This window comes from Streptomyces sp. WAC03905 (assembly GCF_057371075.1).
Genome location: NZ_JBXYDZ010000003.1, coordinates 613,442 through 627,759 on the forward strand (window position 1 = coordinate 613,442; position 14,318 = coordinate 627,759).

At 73.1% G+C, this 14,318-nt stretch carries 12 protein-coding genes and 1 pseudogene; 9 read left to right on the plus strand and 4 right to left on the minus strand.

Translation table 11 applies throughout. The features are described from left to right. The first annotated feature begins 16 nt into the window (after positions 1-16). From AC2RP6_RS05715 to AC2RP6_RS05730, 4 genes are all read left to right on the plus strand, one after another. Positions 17-847: an alpha/beta fold hydrolase gene (locus tag AC2RP6_RS05715; RefSeq protein ID WP_486445169.1), complete on the plus strand. Its 831-nt coding sequence runs from the start codon at positions 17-19 to the stop codon at positions 845-847. A 125-nt stretch (positions 848-972) separates the two neighbouring features. Continuing rightward, positions 973-1,926 carry an alpha/beta hydrolase gene (locus tag AC2RP6_RS05720; RefSeq protein ID WP_486445170.1) on the plus strand — a complete coding sequence of 318 codons (954 nt, stop codon included), beginning with the start codon at positions 973-975 and terminating at the stop codon, positions 1,924-1,926. Continuing rightward, positions 1,923-3,851 carry an amidohydrolase gene (locus AC2RP6_RS05725; protein ID WP_486445171.1) on the plus strand — a complete coding sequence of 643 codons (1,929 nt, stop codon included), beginning with the start codon at positions 1,923-1,925 and terminating at the stop codon, positions 3,849-3,851. Before AC2RP6_RS05720 ends, AC2RP6_RS05725 begins: the two co-directional genes overlap by 4 nt. 89 nt (positions 3,852-3,940) lie before the next feature. Beyond that, positions 3,941-4,582, plus strand: coding sequence for a GPR1/FUN34/YaaH family transporter (locus tag AC2RP6_RS05730; protein WP_486450230.1), 642 nt, complete (start codon positions 3,941-3,943; stop codon positions 4,580-4,582). Between the two features lie 60 nt (positions 4,583-4,642). Here AC2RP6_RS05730 and AC2RP6_RS05735 read toward each other — a convergent pair whose 3' ends face one another. From AC2RP6_RS05735 to AC2RP6_RS05745, 3 genes are all read right to left on the minus strand, one after another. Continuing rightward, entirely contained in the window at positions 4,643-5,623 is a 981-nt protein-coding gene (locus tag AC2RP6_RS05735) for an AraC-like ligand-binding domain-containing protein (protein WP_486445172.1), read from the minus strand. Positions 5,624-5,758: 135 nt separating this feature from the next. Then, positions 5,759-8,464, minus strand: a complete 2,706-nt coding sequence (locus AC2RP6_RS05740) for an AAA family ATPase (protein ID WP_486445173.1) — start codon at positions 8,462-8,464, stop codon at positions 5,759-5,761. A gap of 633 nt (positions 8,465-9,097) precedes the next feature. Then, on the minus strand, positions 9,098-9,364 hold the full coding sequence (locus AC2RP6_RS05745; RefSeq protein WP_486445174.1) for a DUF4235 domain-containing protein: 267 nt from the start codon (positions 9,362-9,364) through the stop codon (positions 9,098-9,100). A 182-nt stretch (positions 9,365-9,546) separates the two neighbouring features. On the opposite strand from AC2RP6_RS05745, the gene AC2RP6_RS05750 reads away from it, so the two are divergent. After that, complete coding sequence (locus AC2RP6_RS05750; protein ID WP_486445175.1) at positions 9,547-10,107, plus strand: hemerythrin domain-containing protein; 561 nt, start codon at positions 9,547-9,549, stop codon at positions 10,105-10,107. 61 nt (positions 10,108-10,168) lie between these two features. Here AC2RP6_RS05750 and AC2RP6_RS05755 read toward each other — a convergent pair whose 3' ends face one another. Beyond that, on the minus strand, positions 10,169-10,486 hold the full coding sequence (locus tag AC2RP6_RS05755) for a hypothetical protein (protein ID WP_486445176.1): 318 nt from the start codon (positions 10,484-10,486) through the stop codon (positions 10,169-10,171). 163 nt (positions 10,487-10,649) lie between these two features. Here AC2RP6_RS05755 and AC2RP6_RS05760 point away from each other — a divergent pair. From AC2RP6_RS05760 to AC2RP6_RS05775, 4 genes and pseudogenes are all read left to right on the plus strand, one after another. Continuing rightward, positions 10,650-11,205: pseudogene (locus tag AC2RP6_RS05760) on the plus strand (IS110 family transposase); the annotation flags it as partial. Between the two features lie 390 nt (positions 11,206-11,595). Further along, a complete protein-coding gene (locus AC2RP6_RS05765) occupies positions 11,596-12,267 on the plus strand; it encodes a hypothetical protein (RefSeq protein WP_486450581.1) in 672 nt (223 codons plus the stop codon). Positions 12,268-13,207: 940 nt separating this feature from the next. Then, positions 13,208-13,807, plus strand: a complete 600-nt coding sequence (locus AC2RP6_RS05770; protein WP_486445177.1) for a hypothetical protein — start codon at positions 13,208-13,210, stop codon at positions 13,805-13,807. A gap of 300 nt (positions 13,808-14,107) precedes the next feature. After that, on the plus strand, positions 14,108-14,290 hold the full coding sequence (locus tag AC2RP6_RS05775) for a hypothetical protein (RefSeq protein ID WP_486445178.1): 183 nt from the start codon (positions 14,108-14,110) through the stop codon (positions 14,288-14,290). The last annotated feature ends 28 nt before the right edge of the window (positions 14,291-14,318 follow it).

Below are 14,318 nucleotides of genomic sequence, written 5' to 3' on the forward strand. Positions count from 1 at the left end.
GCACAGGAGCACACGCATGCCCTACATCAAGGTCGCGGAAGGCAACTCCGCCCCCGTCGAGCTCTACTACGAGGACCACGGCGCCGGCCGCCCGGTCGTGCTGATCCACGGCTGGCCGCTCAACGGCGCCTCCTGGGAGAAGCAGACCGCCGCGCTGCTCGCCGCCGGCCACCGGGTCGTCACCTACGACCGGCGCGGCTTCGGGCGCTCCGACCAGCCCTCCGACGGCTACGACTACGACACCTTCGCCGCCGACCTCGACCGGGTCCTGACCGCCCTGGACCTGCGGGACGCCGTCCTCGTCGGGTTCTCGATGGGCACCGGAGAGGTGACCCGGTACCTGGGGACGTACGGCTCCGGGCGGATCGCGAAGGCCGTCATGATCGGTGTCGTCCCGCCCTTCCTGCTCAAGACCGAGGACAACCCGGCGGGCGTCGAGGGCGAGGTCTTCAAGGGCATCGAGGAGGCCATCCGCGCCGACCGGTTCGCGTTCATGACCGATTTCCTCGCCGACTTCTACAACGTGGACGTCCTGGGCGGCGAGCGGATCAGCGAGGAGGCCGTCCGGGCGAGCTGGAACGTGGCCGTCGGCGCGTCCGCCAAGGGCACCCTGGACTGCGTCCGGGCCTGGCTGACCGACTTCCGCGCGGACCTCCCCCGCATCGACGTCCCCACCTTGATCATCCACGGGGACGCCGACCGCACCCTGCCGATCGACTCCACCGCCGTCCCGCTGGCCCGCAGCATCCGCGGGGCCGAGCTGACGACCGTACCCGGCGGCCCGCACGGCCTGCTGTGGACGCACGCCGACGAGGTGAACGCCGCCCTCCTCGACTTCCTCGGCTGAGCCGTCCCCGCTCCGGCGCGCCGGTGGCTCTCCCGCCCGGGAGCGGCCACCGGCGCGCTCCCGGGCCCCGCACCCGCGGCGCCCGCCACCTCCCCCACCTCCCCGCCTCCCCAAGGAGTCCCAGCATGTCGAGCCGACCCGTACTGGAGGCCGCGGCCCAGGCCTTCGCCGACGCCACCGCCCGGCCCCCGTTCCTCCACGAGATCCCCGTCGCCGAGGGCCGCAGGGCCGTGGACGACGTCCAGAACGGTGCGGGGGTCGCCCTCCCGCCCGTCGACGAGGAGTGGCTCACCGTGCCCGGCGGCCCCACCGGTGAGGTCCGCACCCGCATCGTCCGCCCCCGCGGCGCCACCGGTCCGCTCCCCGTCGTCCTCTACCTCCACGGCGCGGGCTGGGTCTTCGGCAACGCCCGCACCCACGACCGGCTGGTGCGCGAACTCGCCGTCGGCACCGGCGCGGCCGTGGTCTTCCCCGAGTACGACCTCTCCCCCGAGGCCCGCTACCCCGTCGCCATCGAGCAGAACTACGCCGTCGCGCAGTGGATCACCGGCGAGGGCCACCGGCACGGCCTCGACGCCGGCCGCCTCGCCGGCGCCGGCGACTCGGTGGGCGGCAACATGAGCGCCGCCCTGACCCTGATGGCGAAGGAACGCGGCGACGTCCGCCTCGTCCAGCAGGTCCTCTTCTACCCGGTGACCGACGCCTCCTTCGACAGCGCGTCCTACCTCCGGTTCGCGGAGGGGTACTTCCTGCGCCGCGACGCCATGCGCTGGTTCTGGGACCAGTACACGACCGACCCGGCCCAGCGCCAGGAGGTCACCGCCTCCCCGCTGCGGGCCTCCGCCGAGCAGCTCGCCGGCCTTCCGCCGGCCCTGGTCATCACCGCCGAGGCCGACGTCCTGCGCGACGAGGGCGAGGCGTACGCGGCGAAGCTGCGGGCGGCCGGGGTGCCCGTGACCGCCCTGCGGGCGCTGGGCACCATCCACGACTTCGTCATGCTGGACGCCCTGCGCGAGAGCGCCGCGGCGACCCTCGCCGTCGGACTGGCCGTCGACACCCTGCGCGAGGCGCTGGCATGAGCGCCGGCACCGGCACCGGCACCACCACCGGCGGGGCCGTCAGCATGCCCGTCGTCGGCATGCGCCCGGCCGCCCGGCCCCAGGACGGGCCCGCGGCCGATCTCGTCCTGCGCAACGCCAAGGTCTTCACGGGCGACCCCGACCGGCCCGCGGCCCGCGCCGTCGCCGTCAGGGACGGCCGCATCGCGGCCCTCGGCGCCGACGACCACGAACTCGCCGGCCTCGTCGGCCCCGCCACCCGGGTCGTCGACGCACTCGGCCGCCGGATCGTCCCCGGACTGAACGACTCGCACCTGCACGTCATCCGCGGCGGCCTGAACTACGTGCTGGAGCTGCGCTGGGACGGCGTACGCAGCCTGCGCCGGGCCCTCGCCATGCTGCGCGAGCAGGCCGGCCGCACCCCGCGCGGCCAGTGGATCCGCGTCGTCGGGGGCTGGACCGCCGAACAGTTCGCGGAGCGCCGGATGCCGACCGTGGCCGAACTGAACGCCGCGGCGCCCGACACCCCCGTGTTCGTCCTGCACCTCTACCAGTCCGCCCTGATGAACCGGGCCGCCGTCCGGGCCGCCGGATACACCCGCGACACGCCCGACCCGCTGGGCGGCCAGATCGTGCGCGGCCGCGACGGCGAGCCGACCGGAGTCCTGCTGGCGGCTCCCGGCGCCCTGCTCCTCTACTCCACCCTCGCCAAGGCCCCGACTCTGGGCGCAGCCGACCGGCGCACTTCCACCCGGCACTTCCTGCGGGAGCTGAACCGTTTCGGCCTCACCTCCGCCGTCGACGCGGCCGGCGGCTTCCAGAGCTTCCCCGACGACTACGCGACCGTCGTCGACCTGGCCCGCTCGGGCGAGCTCTCGCTGCGCATCGCCTATTACCTCTTCCCGCAGACGGCCGGGCAGGAACTCGCGGACCTCAGGCGCTGGACCGAGACCGTCCGGCCCGGGGACGGCGACGCATGGCTCCGGCTGGCCGGCGCCGGTGAGAACCTGACCTGGGCCGCGGCCGACTTCGAGAACTTCGCCGAACCCCGGCCCGCGCTCGCCCCGGGCTACGAGGCGGAGTTCGAGCAGGCCGTCCGGCTGCTGCTGGAGCACGGCTGGGGATTCCGGCTGCACGCGACGTACGACGAGACGATCCGCCGCGATCTCGCGGTCTTCGAGAGACTCGCCGCCGAGGGACTGTTCCCGGGCGGCGGCCGCTGGCTGTTCGACCACGCGGAGACCGTCTCCGACCGGAGCCTGGACCGCATCCGCGCCCTCGGCGGCGCCGTGTCCGTGCAGAACCGGATGTCCTTCCAGGGCAGCGTCTTCCTCGACCGGTACGGGGCGGAGGCCGCCGCCCGCACGCCACCGGTGCGGGCCATGCTGGAACGCGGCCTGACCGTCGCCGCCGGAACGGACGCCACGCGCGTGTCCTCGTACAACCCGTGGGTCGCCCTGCACTGGCTGGTGACCGGCCGCACGGTCGGCGGTACGGCCCTCTACCCGGCCGCGAACCTCCTGGACCGGGAGGAGGCCCTCGGCCTCTACACCCGGGGCGGGGCACGCCTCACCGGGGAGGAGGAGGTCAAGGGCGTCCTGCGGGAGGGGTACTACGCGGACCTGGCCGTCCTGTCGCAGGACTTCTTCACCGTGCCGGACGCCGCCATCCCCGACATCGAATCGGTGCTCACCGTCGTCGGCGGGCGCATCGTCCACGCGGAGGCCGAGTACGCGGGCCTCGACGAGCCCCTTACGCCGGTCGGCCCGGCGTGGAGCCCGGTGGCCCACTTCGGCGGGTACGCGGACGACGGGGCCCGGCAGGCCGAGGCGATGGCGGAGGCCGTCGCCGAGTCCGAACGGCACCGCAGATGGCGCGCCGCCCGCGCCGACGCCCCCGTCCCGGGGCCGGCACCGGACCCCGTCGACCCGTGTTTCGCGCACTGATGCGGCCGCACCGGGAGGAGGGCCCGCAGACGAGTACGGATCCCGGGGGCGGTCCGCCCGAACGCCGCCACGAACCGGACCTCCGCTCGATGACCCGGATCAACCTGCACCCGATCGCCTCGCCGATGCCCCTCGGCTTCTTCACCGTGGCGCTCGCTTCGGTGATGACGGGCTGCCTCCAGCTCGGGATCCTGGAGGCCCAGGACCGCCGGGCGGTCGCCCTGTGCGTCCTGCCCGCCTTCGTGCTGCAGCTCCTGGTCAGCGTCCTGGCCTTCGGAGCCCGGGACGTGATCGCGGCGACCCTCATGGGTACCTTCGCCGGCAGCTGGCTGGCGTACGCACTGGTCATGGCCACGGGGGCGGCCGGCGGGCCGAGGGTGCTCGGGGTGTTCAACCTGGCGTTCCTGTGCTTCGGGGCGCTCATGGCGGCGGTGACCCGGCCCAAACGCGCCCTGTGGCTGGTGCTGGTGGCCTCGCTGCCCCGCTGGGCGGCGACCGGACTGGCCGGGCCGACCGGGGCCGAGTGGCTCACGCGCACCGCGGGTGCGCTCGGCATCGTGGTGGCGCTCGTGGCCGGGTACGCGGCGTTCGCGCTGATGCTGGAGGACATGCGCAGCGAAGAGGTGCTGCCGATCGGCCGGAGCGGGCCGGCCCACCTGGCCGTCGAGGGCGATCTGGCCGTGCAGTTGCGCGACGTGGAGCGGCAGGCGGGCGTACGCCGCACCCTGTGAGGCGGAGCCGGCGCGCGGGCCGTCCTCCGCGGACGCCCGTCCTCCGCGGACGCCCGTCCTTCAGGCCGCGCCCGGGCCCGGGCCGCTCCGGGTCCGGGCGTCGGCCTGCCACTGCCGGGGCGACATCCCGTACGCCGCGCGGAAGGCCCGGCTGAAGTGGGAGGGGCTGACGAAGCCCCAGCGCTGGGCCACCGCCGACACGGACACCGCCGCTGCCGCGGGGCGGGACAGCTCGCGCCGGCACCGCTCCAGCCGCTCGCGGTGGATCCAGCGGCCCACCGTGGTCCCGTCGGAGCGGAACAGCTTGTGCAGGTACCGCACCGAGACGTGGTGCGCGGTCGCGATCCGCTCGGGCGAGAGCCCCGGGTCGCCGAGGTGGCGCAGGGCGTACTCCTTGACGCGGGCCAGCATGCCCCGCGCGACCTCCGGCGCCCGCGGGTCCAGCAGCCCCCGGCGCTCCCGGACGAGCACCGCCAGCAGGTCGGCCGTGGTCAGGGCGAGCTGGTGGCCCGTGTACGGATCGAAGCCGTCGGCCTGTTCGGCGAGCCGGGCGAGGTATCCGGCGACCAGCCCCGAGGTGCCGGAACTGCCGCTGAAGAGGGTGCCGGTGACGGCCCGCAGGTCGTCGTCCGAGACCCCCAGCCCCTGCTTCGGCACCCGGAACGCCGTGAAGCGGAAGTCGTCCGGCTGCTCCCTGCGGTAGGGCCGCCCGGCGTCCGAGCAGGTGAAGGTGCCCGGTCTCACGAGGGCCTGGCGGCCGTCCTGGGTGAGTCTGGCGGTGCCCCGCTGGTGGAGGGTGACGGTCAGGTACTCCGCACCGCCCTGGGAGATCCGGCGTGCGCTGCGCGACACCGTCTGCGGGCCGGCCTCGACCACGGAGATCTGCAGCGGTCCGAGCCGCCGGGTGGCGATCGTGGCCGCCGCGGGTTCGCGTTCGTGCAGTTCGACGTCGAGCGGGATGAACGTGCCGGACACCAAGCTGTGCCAGTAGTCCGCCCGTTCGGCGGGCGACAGCGGTGAGGTGGACAGTACGACGGACATGAGGGGCTCCGAGGGGCGGTGCGGTCGTTGCTGTTCCCACTCTCGGACCGGACGGCTCCGTTGCCATCCGTCACATGACTTGCGTCGTGCCCGGACGCGGCGCCCCGGCCCGGTGGCCGCCTCCCACCGGTCCGCTCAGTCGCCCGGCTCCCGCTCGACGACGTCGCGCAGCTGACTGCGCGAGGTCACGCCCAGGACCGGGAACGCCTGGTAGAGGTGCGTGCCCACGGTCCGCGGCGACAGGAAGAGCCGCTCGCCGATCTCCCGGTTGGTCAGGCCCTGCGCCGCCAGCCTGACGATCCGCCGGCGCTGCGGGGTCAGGGACCGCAGCGCGCTGGGCCGGGTGGACTCGACGGCGACGCCGGCGGCCCGCAGTTCTGCCTCGGCCCGCGCGCCCCAGTGCACGGCGCCCAGCCCGTCGAAGATCTCGCGGGCCTCGGCCAGGGCCGCCCGGGCCTCGGCGATCTGCCGCTGCCGGCGCAGCCATTCGCCGTACTCCAGCCACGTCTGGCCGCGTTCGAAGGGCCAGCGCCGTCCGGCCGGGTCCTCCAGCGCGTCCCGGAAGGACGCGCCGGCCGCGGCGGGTTCGGCCAGCAGCGCGGTGGCGCGCAGCAGGATCTGCCGCAGCCGTGGCGAGGCCCCGTCGCCGACGGTGGCCCGTACCCGGTCCAGGGCGGCGCGGGCGTCGTCGGCGTGACCGGTGAGGACGGCGGCGGCCGCGTGGTCGGCGACGGCGTAGCAGGACAGGTGGTAGTGGACGGGTTCGCCCGATGCGTCGAAGAGCGCCCGCAGGTGCCGGTGGGCGGCGGTGTGGTCGCCGAGGGCCGTCGCCGCGAGGCCGGCGGCGCGGCGGGCGCGGACCACGGTGGCGAGCGCGCGGGCCGGTTCGGTGGCGGCCAGTACGGCGGCCGCCTGCTGGAGGGCCGTGCCGGGTTCCCCGGCCAGTGCGGACAGGGTGGCGAGGACCGAGAGCGCCCGCGCGGACCCCAGGGTCTGCCGGCCCGCCAGGAACCGTCCGGCGAGTCGCTCGACGCCGAGCCGGGCGTCCGCCCAGCGGCCGCTGTCGAGATGGGCCAGGGCCAGGTCGGCGGCCGTCATCCCGGCGTGGAAGGCGTCCGCGTCCTCCCACTGCGGGTTGACGATCTCGCCGAGCAGGCTCACGGCGGTCTCGGTCTCGTCGAGCAGCAGGCACAGGACGCCGAGGGTGTGGATCTCGGTGGGGGCCATGCCGGGTGCGGCGGTGACGGCGGGCAGGTGCGCGCGGATCGCGGGACCGTGGACGAACGGATCGGTGACGCCGGTGTCCCACAGGTGGAAGGGGTGCGTGGCCATGGCGCCGTCCGCGTCCCTGGCCGCCAGCATCGGCAGGATCCGCGCGCGCTGGGCGGGGATCCCGGAGTGGTGGACGATGCCCGTGGCGATCGTGGACACGCCCATGTCGATCCGGGCCGATCCGGGCAGCTCGTCGGGGACGACGAGGGCGAACGCCCGGTCCATCCGCATCCTCATCATCTCCACCAGCCCGCCGAGGGCGGAGATCCAGCCCGCGGCCGCCGGGTCCGCCGCCAGCGGGGTGGCCTGGGCGGCGAGGGCCTCCGCCTGGCCGATGTCGCCGACCAGGATGGCGGCGTAGGCGGCGGTCGACAGCAGGCGCGTCCGCTCGCTCGCGTCCGGGTTCAGCTGGGACGCCCGTTCCAGGCCCGCGAGGGCCTCGGCCATGGCGCCGCGGGCGACGGCGCGCAGGGCGGCGCCCTCGACCGCGGCCGAGACCGCCGGGTCGGGTGCCACGGTGGCGGCCGAGAGCTGCCAGGCCTGCCGGTCGGGGTCATGGTCGAGTACGGCGGCGAGGGCGAGGTGGGCGCGGCGCCGCTCGGCGAAGGGCGCAGCGCCGTAGATGGCCGAACGGATCAGGGGATGACGGAAGTTGATGCGGTCGGCGTGGAGCCGTACCAGTCCGGAGCGTTCGGCCGGCAGCCACACCTCCATGTCGGTGCCGGGCGGCAGTGCGGCCAGTACGGCGGCCAGGCCCGCGCCCTCGGCGGCGGCCGCGACCAGCAGCGCGCCGCGGGTGGCCTCGGGCAGCTCGTCGACCTGGGCGGCGAAGGTCCGCTCCAGCAGGTCCGTGACCGGTACGGGCCCCAGCGCCGGGAGCCGGCCGTCCCGCGCGGCCTGCCGGGCCAGTTCGACGAGGGCCAGCGGATTGCCGGCGGCGGTGGCGAGCACGTGGCGCCGGGTCGGTCCGACGGGCGGATCCGGCTGGGCGCTGAGGAGTTCCTCCGCCTCGGCGGGCGCCAGCGCGGGCACCACCACCTGCGGGACGGCGGGGTCGAGCCAGTCGGGGCGGTGGGAGCCGCGTGCGGCGACGAGCAGTGCGATCGACTCGCCCGCGAGGCGCCGGGCGAGGAAGCCGAGTACCTGGAGGCTGCCGTGGTCGAGCCACTGGGCGTCGTCCACGGCGAGCAGCAGCCGGCCGGTGGAGGCGACGTGCGAGGTGAGGGTGAGCACGGCCAGGCTCATCATCATGAGGTCGGGCGGGGTGGGGTCGTCGCCCAGCCCGAAGGCGCCGAGCAGCGCGGTGCGCTGACGTACCGGCAGGGCGTCCGCCCCGTCCAGTACGGGCAGCAGCAGCTGGTGCAGTCCCGCGAAGGCGAGTTCGGTCTCGGCGGCGTTGCCGCGGACCCGCAGCACCCGGGCCCCGGCCCGCTCGGCCTCGTCGACAGCGGTGTCCAGCAGCAGGGTCTTGCCGACCCCGGCCTCGCCGAGCAGCAGCACGCAGGCCGCGGCCGTCCGCGAGGAGAGCGCTTCGGCGATGACCGCCCGTTCTTGCTGACGCCCGATCAACACTGCACTCCTGAAACGTCTCGCGCGGGGTGGGGTCCATCCGCTCGAACCCCGAACAGAGAGGCGGACGCACCCGTCGGAGCATAAACCGGAGTGCGTGGTTCGACGAATTCGGAAGGCTTCGCGGCGGTGACGCCCTCCCACCGCAGATCCTGCGGCTCGCGCCGCGCCGGATCAGGCGGAGGCGTGGTCGGGCAGCGCGCGCTCGCCTAATGACTGTTCGGCGCCGCATCCACGAACCGCTCCACCTCGGGAAGCCGAGCCGCGCCGCGAGGCGCATCGCGCGGTCGTTGGCGCGCTGCGTGCACAGCACCGCGGGCTCGCCGGGGCGCACGCCGGTGAACCAGTCGAAGGCCGCCCCGCACGCCTCGGCCGCGGGTGCCGCGGCCCCGGGGGTGTCGTGTCCATCAGACCGGGCTCGCGGCACCTGCCACCGCCCCTCGCGGCGTCGCCTCCCTCGTCGTCGGGGTCGATCACGAAGCAGCCGGGACGCCGACCGGTACCTCGGGCACCGCGCGCTCCGGCGCGTCACGCGGCCGGGCACCGCCGACTTCCGGCGCGCTGAACAGCTCGCCGATCGCGGCACGGGCAACGTAACGCGCCGGCCGCCGGCGGCGGGGCCCGCCCGGCGCGTCAGTCGGGCCAGGTGCCGGTGAGGCGGCGGACGGCCACGGCGCCGCCCCGGTCGATGCACGCCTTGACCGCGGCGAAGACGGCGCCCTGCAGGACCGCGGCGATGAGGATCTCCCGCCACGAACGATCCTCGTCGGTGGCGTTCGGTGCGTCGTCCTCGTGGCCGAGCCCCTTCCACAGCTGCCTGAACGCGACGCCGGCCAGCGCGCCTCCGAGGGCGCCCAGAGCCAGCCCCACGGGCTTGTACGCGACGGCCGATGCCTTCATCGGTGCCTCCTCGGACGGGTACGCGTTCGCTCCTAATTGGCGCCTGCCCGCTCCGGCGCCCGGCTAACACGCGGGGCACACGGATGGCCGAGCGGCCGTTAGCGGGGCCGGGGACGGGGTAGACGCGCCAGCCGGTCGGCGGTCCGCGCCGGCCCGCGATCCTCGACGGACGGAGTTGAGCCATGGCAGACGCAGCCGACGTCATCACCGAACTGACCGCGGACCACCGTGAGATGGACGAGACGTTCGACATCATCGAGCGGGCCGTTCCCCCGGCGGAACGGCAGACGGCGGCCGAGCGGCTGACGATCGAACTGGTCCGGCACACCGTCACCGAGGAGGAGCACCTCTACCCGACCCTGCGGGAGGTGTTCCCGGACGGCGATCTCATCGCGGACCGCGAGATCGCCGAGCACGCCCGGATGGAGAAGATCCTCAAGGACCTCGAAGGCCTCGACGCCGACGGTCCGCAGTTCGATCCGCTCGTCGCGGCCCTCCGGGCCGAAGTCACCGCGCACGTCTGGGACGAGGAGGAGAACCTCTTCCCGCGCCTGCGGGAGGCCTGCGCGCAGGAGTCCCTCGTACGGATGGGCGAGGACATCCGCCGGGCCAGGACGCGATCGCCCGCGCGTCCCATCGGCGCGTCCACCGGTCTGGTGGAGCACGCCAGGGCCCTCGTCACGACCCGCCCCCTGCCGCACCCGCACCTGCACCCGCCGTATCCGCACCACCAGTGGGCCTGACCCGGCCCCTCCCCCACCCGGTCGGCCGCGCGTGGCACCCGCGGCAGGCGTCGCGGGGCGATCACGCTCCGGCCGGTTCGGTCCCGCAGGATGGCCGCGACCGGTGCGCGGGGCTGCGGACCAGGATGTGCAGGGGTGCACTGCCATCCGGGCAGGCGCGCACCACTACCGCCGGGATCGTGGGCCACCCGCCGAGACCACCCCCTGAGCCCTGCTGCAGGCGCTGCCGGCTCTCCTCACCGTGCTCAGGCTCGCTCGGCAGGGAGTGCTTCTCCGGCGGGAGGTCATCGAGGCCGGCGCGGGCGTGGGCGGTGCCGCCGACGAGGTCGCCGGAGCAGGCGAGCATCAAGCTGCGGTGCACCTCCAGGTGCGTCGCCAACCGCGGCAGGCTGGCGGGGGGCTCCGCGGCCGCAGCCTCCTGCGCGGCCACCGCGGTGTTTCGTCGCCGGGGCGGGCGGCAAGCAGGGAGGCGAAACATCGAGGCGCGAGTGGGGGACGACGTAGTCGGAGGTCTGCTCGTACGAGCCCGCGTGGTCGAAGATGTGCCGGGACTGGCGATGCGGCGGATCGCCGACCTCTGCCCCGGCGAGGCGAAGACCGACGCGAAGGACGCGGCGGTGATCGCGGATGCCGCCCGCACCATGCCCCACACCCTGCGCTCGCTGGAACTGACCGACGAGATCACCGCCGAGCTCACCGTGCTCACCGGCTTCCACCAGGACCTCGCCGCCGAGGCCACCCGCACCAGCAACCGGGTACGCAGCCTGCTCACCCAGTTGCACCCCAGCCTCGAACGCGTCGTGGGCTCCCGTCTCGATCACCAGGCAGTCACCTGGCTGCTGGAACGCTGCGGATCTCCGGCCGCCTTGCGAAAGGCTGGCCGCGACGCCCCGTCGAGCTCATCCAGTCCAAGGCCCGACGCATGGTCCACCGGCTGATGGACGACGTCCTTACCGACCTGGACGAGCAGACCCTCGTCGTGCCCGGGACCGGCACGCTCGACACCGTGATCCCGTCCCTGGCCCGTTCCCTCACGGCCGTCCACGAACAGCCCCGGGCACTGGAAGCCCAGATCAACGCCTACTGGAGGCCCACCCTCCACCTGCAGGGATGGATCCGCCACCTGCAGAGATGGATCCGCGCCCGCTTCGCGACGACCCCGCTGCGCACGGAGAAGGCCCACACCGGGCTCCTGTACGGCGAGTGGCTGCGCAGGCAGCGCAGCAAGCAGCACGCCCGCACCGAACTGCATTCTGCGTACGAAGAGTTCGCGTCCTTGGGTGCGGTCGGCTTCGCCGACCGTGGCGTACGCCCGGCGGCCCATGCCTGGTCGGTACGGGTACGGGTATGACCGCCGCCAGCACCGAGAGGGGTCCTGACACCGGATCGCTCGCAGACCCCCGTGGCTGGGCCGCGCGAGTTGCCGCGTACATGACGATCGACGTAGGGTCGCCGTCGCCCAAGGTCATTTACTCGTGGACGGCACACATGCGCACCAAGTCACTCATCGCGTCGGCCGCAGCCGTCGCCGCCCTGTTCCTTTCCACGGCGTGCGGGGGTGGTGAGAACCCGACCGTGGGCGGTGTCGGCTCCGGGGCCGGAGTCGATACGGGCACGGACGGCGGCTCGCGCGAAGGCACCCTGGACAACCCGACGAAGAACGGCGGAGTCAACGGGAACGCCCCGAAGGACGGAACCGCGTTCCAAAAGCTGCCCAAGGCAGGCACGATGGCTGCCGCCGCCCGCTTCATCAACGGATACACCCCGTGTGACCCGGTCAGCCCCTCCCCCAAGAACGGCGGCCCGAGCGAGGGCCCGGACACCAAGTTCGGGCCTTCCTTCTCCGTGACCGAGACCGGCTACTGCGGCAGGCGCAGCGTGACCACCATCGTCCTGATCAAGGACCCCAAGGCCTTCCAGACCGCTTTCAAGGCCGAGACCGACGCCAAAAAGGGCAGCGGCAACCCCAACCAGGGCATCGTCGTCGGCCAGGACTTCGCCATGGGGTCCGAGAGCTCCGACGCCATGAGCGCCCTGCTGAAACCCGAGGCCGGCCTGCTCATGCTCAACTGCCACCCGAACTTCAACCCGCCCAGCGGCTTCCGGAAGGAACCCGCCCTGGTCAAGGGCTGCGTCCTCACCGACTACTACCAGGACTGAACACCGCGAGCCGGGGCGCGGGCCGAACCCGGTAAGTCCGCCCGTCCCAGGGGTGGCCTGTTTCCAGCGGACCAACAGGCCAATACGAAGGTACGGAGCCACCAGCGGGCACGAGGGGCAGCGCACCCGTGGACTCCGAAAGATGCAACCCAGTGGCCCACCTTGTGGGCGCGCTCTTCCGCCCCGTCGGTCACGTGGGCCGACGGGGCGGAAATCAACAGGCTCCTCAACCAGCCCGTAGGGTTGGGAAATTCATCGAGTAGGGCGCGCGCAGGGGCCCGATTGACCCACCGAACCGCAGAAGTCATTTCTTGCATCTTGGGGGAGGTGATTTCAGAAAGTCTTTCCGACTCGCCAGGCTCGCGTAGGCGAGTGCTGCGATGTTCGCTCCGTTGACCGAGTTCATCCAGTGGAAGGGGTCGGTGACGATGTCGCCCATGTCAACGTCGACCATGCAGTCGACTTGCACGTCGTCGGCCTGGCAGTCGGAGGGCGGGGGTGTCGGTGCGGGGGGTGCCACCCACGGCGGTACGACCGGCGGCAGCGGTCCTTGCGACGGGCCACACCACCAAACGCCTGGAAGCCCCGGGCAGCACGACCTCCCAGACCCTGGCCTGGACAGCGGGGGGCAATCTCGGCAGGGTAACCGAAGCCACCGCAGCCACGGACTAGCTCTACGACGCGGAGGGCCAGGCGAGGCTTCACTAGGCTGTTCGCCGGGGATTGGTGGATCCCCCTCGTGGGCTACAGAACTCCGCTGCGCCAGTCGGCGGATCTCTGGGTACACAGTGAGCCATTTTCAACCTGGCGGCGGTGGCCGCGTGTTGTGACTGAGCGCCTCGTTGCCGCGTCCGGACGAAGCCAGCCACGTTGCAATCCACTGGGCGATCGATCCCGACCATGACAGGATGCCGGGTCAGGACAGGGGAGGCGGGACGGTATGGGGCTGGACTACAGCTATGAGATCTTCATGCCCCTTCGGAACGTTGCGGGAGCGCTCACCCGGCTGGCCGAGCTCGCTCCCCAAGGCCGCGAGACGCCGCCGCTTCCGGTGACCCTGCCAGGCGGAGAGCAGTTGATCGTGCCGTTCACCTCGAAGTTCAAGAGCGAACCGGTCGACTGTTCGGCAGGCGGCTCGCTCGAGCTGGACACCTCGATCGTCATCGGCGTCGACGACGCGGTGCGCGAGTTCTTCCTCCGCGATTCCGACAGGGCCGACGAGCAGGGACGGGTGGCGGTCGGATACATCTATCTGACGGTCAGGTTCTCCCCCGCACGGCACCCGAACTTCGCGTCACTGCAGTTCACCGCCGCCACCTCGAGCATGAGCCGGATGTTCGTGCAGTCCGCCAGTGTCAGGAAGGTATTCACCGACCTCACCGCCACCACCGGTGGTGTGTGCTGCCTCCTCGACACCGAGACCGACATCTTCGACATCTGCTGGCTCAACGGCGAGACGTTCAGTGGTGAGACTGTTCCCGGCACCCGTTTCTCGGGCTTCCAGGATCTCGTCGCCGCCTGGTGCCAGCCGGTGGAGTAGAACGAGGCGCCCCGCACGGGATACGGCGCACCTGCCCGGTCAACGCTCAACCGGCCAACTGCACTGTCCGTCACACGTGTTGGACGGAACTGCGGAACGACGAAGCTCCTGGTAGACGGGCTCTCGACGGAGATCACCCGTGTCCGCCAAGAGCTTCGCGTGCTTGTCCACCCGTCCTCGATCGACCTGTCCAGTCGCACCCTGCGGTTCCTGACCGGGCGTCCGACAGCCAGGCTGCGGCAGAAGATCGGGACCCGGTGTTTTGCGGCGTCTGACCGCCCGGCCAACGAGCAGCACGGCATGAACATCCACGTCTTCATCGACCCGTTCGGCCGCCTGTCGCGGACCTCGCCTGCGCTGCTCGGCTCCACCCACGACCTGACCCGCGGACGCGGCGTCATCCACCGCATCGCCCGCCGCGGCATCCAGCCCTCACGAGGTCTCAGATGGGTCGTCGAACGCACCCGTCGACTCGCCCAATGAGATGGCCTCTTGACCGGCCCGGTGACAG

Excerpts from the sequence above, each read along its gene's own strand:
- AC2RP6_RS05720 (WP_486445170.1), top strand. The coding sequence starts at position 973 with ATGTCGAGCCGACCCGTACTGGAGGCCGCGGCCCAGGCCTTCGCCGAC.
- AC2RP6_RS05730 (WP_486450230.1), top strand. The coding sequence starts at position 3,941 with ATGACCCGGATCAACCTGCACCCGATCGCCTCGCCGATGCCCCTCGGC.
- AC2RP6_RS05745 (WP_486445174.1), bottom strand. The coding sequence starts at position 9,364 with ATGAAGGCATCGGCCGTCGCGTACAAGCCCGTGGGGCTGGCTCTGGGC.
- AC2RP6_RS05715 (WP_486445169.1), top strand. The coding sequence starts at position 17 with ATGCCCTACATCAAGGTCGCGGAAGGCAACTCCGCCCCCGTCGAGCTC.
- AC2RP6_RS05725 (WP_486445171.1), top strand. The coding sequence starts at position 1,923 with ATGAGCGCCGGCACCGGCACCGGCACCACCACCGGCGGGGCCGTCAGC.
- AC2RP6_RS05775 (WP_486445178.1), top strand. The coding sequence starts at position 14,108 with ATGAACATCCACGTCTTCATCGACCCGTTCGGCCGCCTGTCGCGGACC.
- AC2RP6_RS05770 (WP_486445177.1), top strand. The coding sequence starts at position 13,208 with ATGGGGCTGGACTACAGCTATGAGATCTTCATGCCCCTTCGGAACGTT.
- AC2RP6_RS05765 (WP_486450581.1), top strand. The coding sequence starts at position 11,596 with ATGCGCACCAAGTCACTCATCGCGTCGGCCGCAGCCGTCGCCGCCCTG.
- AC2RP6_RS05735 (WP_486445172.1), bottom strand. The coding sequence starts at position 5,623 with ATGTCCGTCGTACTGTCCACCTCACCGCTGTCGCCCGCCGAACGGGCG.
- AC2RP6_RS05750 (WP_486445175.1), top strand. The coding sequence starts at position 9,547 with ATGGCAGACGCAGCCGACGTCATCACCGAACTGACCGCGGACCACCGT.